We start from the raw sequence: 5,534 nt of genomic DNA on the forward strand, positions 1-5,534 counted from the left end.
GTGCGACGCCTAGCCCGCCGGCGGACGCTGCCCGTCACCGGCAGTCGCACCAGCCGCAGCCGCCGCACCCGCCCCGTCAGCGGCGGCGCCCTCACCCTCGGCACCGGGCTCGACGCCAGCAGCCGGCCCCGACTTCAGCAGCTTCAGCCCGACGACGCTGCCGACGATCCCCGCGAGCAGCAGCACCCGCACGACGGTCACGGCCTCGCCGCCGGTGAGCATGCTCCAGGTGACGGTGAACGCCGCGCCGAGACCGGCCCAGATCGCGTACGCGGTGCTGATCGGGATGTGCCGCGTCACCCAGCCGAGCGTCAGCATCGAGGCGGCGAGGCCCAGCACGAAGACGACGGAGGGGGCGAGTACCGAGAGCCCCTCGCTCCGACCCAGCGCGGTCGCCCAGACCGCCTCGAGGACGGCACTGAGGACGAGCACGACCCACGGCATCAGCTGACCACCTTGAGGCCGACGACGCAGCCGATCAGCACGGCGAGCAGCAGTGCGCGGGCGACGGTCAGCACCTCCTGGCCGCGGACGACCGCGATCACGACGGTCAGCACGGCGCCGATCCCGACCCAGACGGCGTAGGCGGTGCCGACGGGCAGGTCGTTCATCGCCAGCGCGAGGCCGACCATGCTCAGCACGAGCGCGACGACGAACAGCGCCGTCGGCCCCTTCTTCGTGAAGTTCCCCGACGCGCCGAGCGCCGACGCCCACACGGCCTCGAGCACCCCCGCGACGATCAACAGCACCCAGGCCATGACGGGCCCCTCTCCTCCGGCGCACTGAGCCGACCTCGTGTCGACACCCTGCGCGACCCGTTGTCGCACAGTCGTGCGGAATCAGTTCTAGCACGTTTTCGCACAGTCGTGCCAGAATTGACGGATGCCCCGCACCGTGGACCTCGACGACCGCCGCCGCATCGTCGGCGAAGCCGCCTGGCGGGTGCTGGTGCGCGAGGGCCCGACGGAGGTGTCGGTCCGCAAGGTCGCCGCCGAGGCCGGCCTGCCTCCCTCGTCGCTGCGCTACACGTTCCCGACGCAGGCGAGCGTGCGCGACGCGGCCGTCGAGCTGCTGGTGTCGCGGCTGCGCGAGCGCGTCGACCGGGCGGCGACCGCGCCCGGCGGACGCGACGCGGCCCGGGCCGTCCTGCTCGAGCTGCTCCCCCTCGACGACGAGCGGCGCGCCGAGATGGAGGTGACGGTCGCCTTCGCCGCCCTCGCCCTGACCGACCCCTCGCTGCGGACGGCGCACGAGCAGACGCACACGGCGGTGCGCGACGTCTGCGCGCTCGCGCTGGCGCACCTCGACGCCGGCGACGACGGAGGAGACGGTGGCGCGGAGGGCGCCCCCGGCATCCCCGGGCCGGCCGGCGTGGACGTCGAGCTCACCCACGCCGTCGTGGACGGTCTGGCCCTGCACCTGCTCGCCCAGGCCGTCAGCACCGACGCCTCCTGGGCGGTCACGGCTCTCGACACGCACCTCGCGCTGCTGGCACTGCGCCCCTGATGCCCCGCAACGCACCGACTTTCGTGCACTGCACCGCGTCTGGACCCGGTGCAGTGCACGAAACCCGGTGCGACGTCATGCGACAGCGCAGACGGCCAGTCCGCAGGAGGTGCGGGCCTTGCCAGCAGACCGCTCGCGACCAGGGACGACGCCCGCACACGCACGAACGCCCCCGCTCACGGCGAGGGCGTTCGTGCGACCAGCGGGTGCGACCTACGCGAACGTCGCCGCGTCGATCACGAAGCGGTAGCGCACGTCCGACTTGAGCACGCGGTCGTAGGCCTCGTTGATCTGGTCGGCGCTGATCAGCTCCGTCTCGGGCAGGATGCCGTGCTCGGCGCAGAAGTCGAGCATCTCCTGGGTCTCGCGGATGCCGCCGATGGCCGAGCCGGCCCAGCTGCGGCGAGCCGGGATCAGCGCGAACGCGGGCACCTCGAGGGGCTCCGAGGGGGCGCCGACGTTGACGAGGGTGCCGTCGACGGCGAGCAGGCCGAGGTAGGCGCCCATGTCGATCTTGGCCGACACCGTGTTGACGATCAGGTCGAACGAGTTCGCCAGGTCGGTGAAGGTCTGCTCGTCGCTGGTCGCGTAGTGCGCCTTCGCGCCGAAGCGCAGCGAGTCCTCCTTCTTGGAGGTGGTCTGCGACAGCACCGTGACGTCCGCGCCGAGCGCGGCGGCGATCTTCACGCCCATGTGGCCGAGGCCGCCCATGCCGACGATGGCGACCTTGGTGCCCTCGGTGACGCCCCAGTGGTGCAGCGGCGAGTAGAGCGTGATGCCGGCGCAGAGCAGCGGCGCGACCTTGTCGTAGTCGAGCGACTCGGGCACGCGCAGCACGAAGTCCTCCGTGACGACGACGGCCTGCGAGTAGCCGCCCTGGGTGACGGTGCCGTCGGCGGGGTCGACGCTCGTGTAGGTGCCGGTGTTGCCCTTGGCGCAGTACTGCTCGTCGCCGCGCTGGCAGTACTCGCACTCGCCGCACGAGTTGACCATGCAGCCGACGCCGACGCGGTCGCCGACCTCGTGCTTCGTGACCTCGGAACCGACCTCCGAGACGGTGCCGACGATCTCGTGGCCGACGACCTGCGGGTACTGGATCTCGCCCCACTCACCGCGGACGGTGTGGATGTCGCTGTGGCAGATGCCGGCGTAGGCGATGTCGATCATGACGTCCTTCGGGCCGACGTCGCGGCGCTCGATGGTCGTCGGGACGAGGGGCTCGGTGGCGGACGGTGCCGCGTAGGCCTTGACGGTGCGCATGTGTGCTCCTGTGTTCGTGTTCGGTGGTGATGTCGGGGAAGTGGTGGAGAAGGGGAAGACGAGGGGCGAAGGAGGTGCGGTCCGGCCGGGTGGCCCGCCCGCATCGGCGACGGTCCGCGTCACCATCGCGCGGGGAAGGCGCTGCGCCTGCCCCACACCGTGAGGCCGAGGGCGAGGGCGCCTGCCCCCATCATGACGACGGGGAGCACGAGAGGGCCGACCCCGCCGAGCAGCAGCGCTCCGAGGACACCCGCCGCGAAGATGGCGACGTTGAAGGCGACCGGCAGGAACGAGTTCGCGACGTCCGCCTCCGCGCCTCCTGCGGTCGTCAGCGCCGCCTGCAGCTGGGCCGAGGCCCCGCCGAAGGTCAGCCCCCAGAGCACGGAGGCGGCGAGCACCGCGGCCGGGGACGCCTGGCCGACCAGCAGCACGGCCCCCGCGACGACGAAGAGGGCGACGCTGCCGTGCAGCAGGGGCCGGGGGTGCCGGTCGAGCAGCGCGCCGGTGACGACGATGCCGCCGATCGACGAGACCCCGTAGACGAGCAGCGTCAGGTCGACGCCGAGGCCCGAGCCGCCGGCCCGCAGGTACGGCGCGACGTAGGTGTAGATCGTGTTGTGCGCGATCATCCACGCGGCGATGACGGCGAGGATCACGACCACTCCGGGGAGGCTGAGGACCCGGCCGAGCGGGAGGCGGCCCGAGGCCGGGGCGGGCGCCGGGGTCGCGTCGGGCACCACGGCGAGCACGAGCACGAGGGCGACGAGCCCGATCAGGCTGAGGCCGCCGAACGACCAGCGCCAGTCGAGGGTCGTGCCGAGCCAGGAGCCGAGCGGCGTCCCGAACGCGAAGCCGACGGGGGCTCCGGCCGAGACGATCGCGAGCGCGCGACCCGCGCTGCCGGGCGGGCTGATGCGGCGGCCGTGCACGGCGAGCATGCCCCAGATCGTGCCCGAGAACGCCCCGGCGACGAACCGGGACGCGAGGGCGACGCCGACCGTCGGGGCGAAGGCGGTCACGACGTTCGCGAGGACGAGCCCGGCGAGCGCCGCCGCGAGCACGGGGCGACGCCGCAGGCCCCGGGTCAGCGTGATGGCCGGGACGGTCGCGACGACGGTGCCGAGCGCGTACGCGCTGATGAGCAGACCGACCGTGCCCTCGCTCGTGTCGAGCCCGGAGGCGATCTGCGGCAGCAGCCCGGCGGGCATCGTCTCCATCGCGACGAGCACGAAGCCGATCGTCGCGAGCACGACCAGCGAGAAGAGCGGCAGGCGGGTCGGGGTCGACGTGCCGGGCTCGCCCGGGAGGGCGACGTCGGCAGCGGGCGTGGACGCGGGTGCGGGTGCGTTCGTCAGGACGGGTCCTCTCAGGGTCGAGGGCAGGGACGAGCTGCGGTCAGCAGCAGCAGGAGAAGGAGGGGCGACGCCGACCTGCGGCGTCGAGATCAACGCTACGCACGCGCCCCGCGGACTGACAGGCACTGCCAGGGCACCCCTCCCGACGAGCCGAGGAGGTGGACTGTCGCCAGGCGCACCTCCTGCGTCGTCCGCCCTGAGCCGGAGAAGGAACCCCGTGACCGATCAGCCCCGCCAGCCCTCCCCGCCCGACCGGCCGCCCCAGCCCCGCCAGGTCGGCGGAGGCCGCGCCTCCCTCGGCGACTTCGCGCCCAAGCTCGCTGAGCTCACCGACGACGTCCTCTTCGCCGACGTCTGGAACCGCACCGAGCTGCCGGCCCGCGACCGCAGCCTGATCACCGTCGCGGTCCTCGCTGCCGGCGGCCACACCGGGCAGCTGCCGTTCCACCTCGGGCGTGCACTCGAGAACGGTGTCCGCCGCGACGAGCTGATCGAGGCGATCACGCACGTCACCCTCTACGCCGGCTGGCCGAACGGCATGGCGGCGATGGCCGTCGCGAAGGACGCGCTCGGCGACTGACGGACGGCGACGGGACAAACGCGAACCATAGCGACGGCGACGAACCTCCGTGATCCCCCGCGGAGCTTCGTCGCTCTCACGTCGGGACCCCGTCCGTCTCGTCGCAGGCCGTCCTCACTGACCCGGCCCACGCCTCCTCAGCTCGACTCGTCCAGCACCCTCACGAGCTCGGGCCAGAGGCTCGCCGCCCACAGCTCGTGCACCCGCCGCCACGACCACAGCTGGCCGCCCAGGCGTGCGCTGCCGACGGCCGGCTCGGGCTCGGGGAACGGCACGAAGACGCAGTCGCCGCGCTCCCGGACGAGCCGCTCGGACTCGGCGTTGAGCCGCGCGATCTGCCCGTGGACACGGCCTCGCGCCCCGCGCGACGTGAGCCGCAGCCGGTCGATCGGCGGGATCCCCGCGACGAGCACCGGACTGAGCACGCTCCCCGGGTGCCGTGCGGCGTCGAGCAGCCGGTCGAGGTCGCGACGCCACGCGGCGGCGGAGGTCATCAGCAGCACGTCGCTGAACCCCAGCGCGACGACGACCGCGTCGACGTCGGGCACGGCCGAGGCCGGCTCGTCGGCCGCCGCCCGCACGGTCAGCACCTGGGCCGGCCCCTCGACCCAGACGAACGGTCGGCCCCTCGCGGCGCCGACCGCGGCCGCGACGCGGCTGAGCGTCGTCAGCTCCTCCTCGAGCACGCCGAACCGGGCCGCGGCCGCGTTGCCGACGTAGGCGACCCGGTCGGCGGTGACGTCGTCGAGCAGCGAAGGAGGCGCGGTGGCCGCAGGCGGGAACGTCCCCGACCGCACGGCCCGGCGGAAGAGCGCGAGCCGCAGCCTCAGCGC

General features: G+C 73.5%; 7 protein-coding genes. 2 read left to right on the forward strand and 5 right to left on the reverse strand.

Going from position 1 to position 5,534, the window contains the following annotated elements:
• Positions 1–9: 9 nt before the first annotated feature.
• Positions 10–444, reverse strand: a complete 435-nt coding sequence (locus tag RWM17_RS11740) for a multidrug efflux SMR transporter (protein WP_314103895.1) — start codon at positions 442–444, stop codon at positions 10–12.
• The gene (locus RWM17_RS11745) at positions 444–758 is read right to left on the reverse strand and encodes a multidrug efflux SMR transporter (RefSeq protein ID WP_314103897.1); all 315 of its coding nucleotides are present in this window, start codon (positions 756–758) and stop codon (positions 444–446) included. The genes RWM17_RS11740 and RWM17_RS11745 overlap by 1 nt, the downstream gene beginning before the upstream one ends.
• A 124-nt stretch (positions 759–882) precedes the next feature.
• Here RWM17_RS11745 and RWM17_RS11750 point away from each other — a divergent pair, with 124 nt between their 5' ends.
• Positions 883–1,506, forward strand: coding sequence for a TetR/AcrR family transcriptional regulator (locus RWM17_RS11750; RefSeq protein ID WP_314103898.1), 624 nt, complete (start codon positions 883–885; stop codon positions 1,504–1,506).
• Between the two features lie 213 nt (positions 1,507–1,719).
• On the opposite strand, the gene RWM17_RS11755 is transcribed toward RWM17_RS11750, so the two are convergent.
• On the reverse strand, positions 1,720–2,766 hold the full coding sequence (locus RWM17_RS11755) for an NAD(P)-dependent alcohol dehydrogenase (protein WP_314103900.1): 1,047 nt from the start codon (positions 2,764–2,766) through the stop codon (positions 1,720–1,722).
• 119 nt (positions 2,767–2,885) lie between these two features.
• Entirely contained in the window at positions 2,886–4,214 is a 1,329-nt protein-coding gene (locus RWM17_RS11760) for an MFS transporter (protein WP_314103902.1), read from the reverse strand.
• A gap of 124 nt (positions 4,215–4,338) precedes the next feature.
• Between RWM17_RS11760 and RWM17_RS11765 the strand changes: the two genes are divergently transcribed.
• A complete protein-coding gene (locus RWM17_RS11765; RefSeq protein WP_314103904.1) occupies positions 4,339–4,701 on the forward strand; it encodes a carboxymuconolactone decarboxylase family protein in 363 nt (120 codons plus the stop codon).
• 137 nt (positions 4,702–4,838) lie between these two features.
• On the opposite strand, the gene RWM17_RS11770 is transcribed toward RWM17_RS11765, so the two are convergent.
• On the reverse strand, positions 4,839–5,534 hold a 696-nt coding region (locus RWM17_RS11770; protein ID WP_314103906.1), incomplete at its 5' end, for a hypothetical protein.

The sequence above is a fragment of the uncultured Frigoribacterium sp. genome (genome assembly GCF_963515265.1).
Classification (GTDB): domain Bacteria; phylum Actinomycetota; class Actinomycetes; order Actinomycetales; family Microbacteriaceae; genus Frigoribacterium.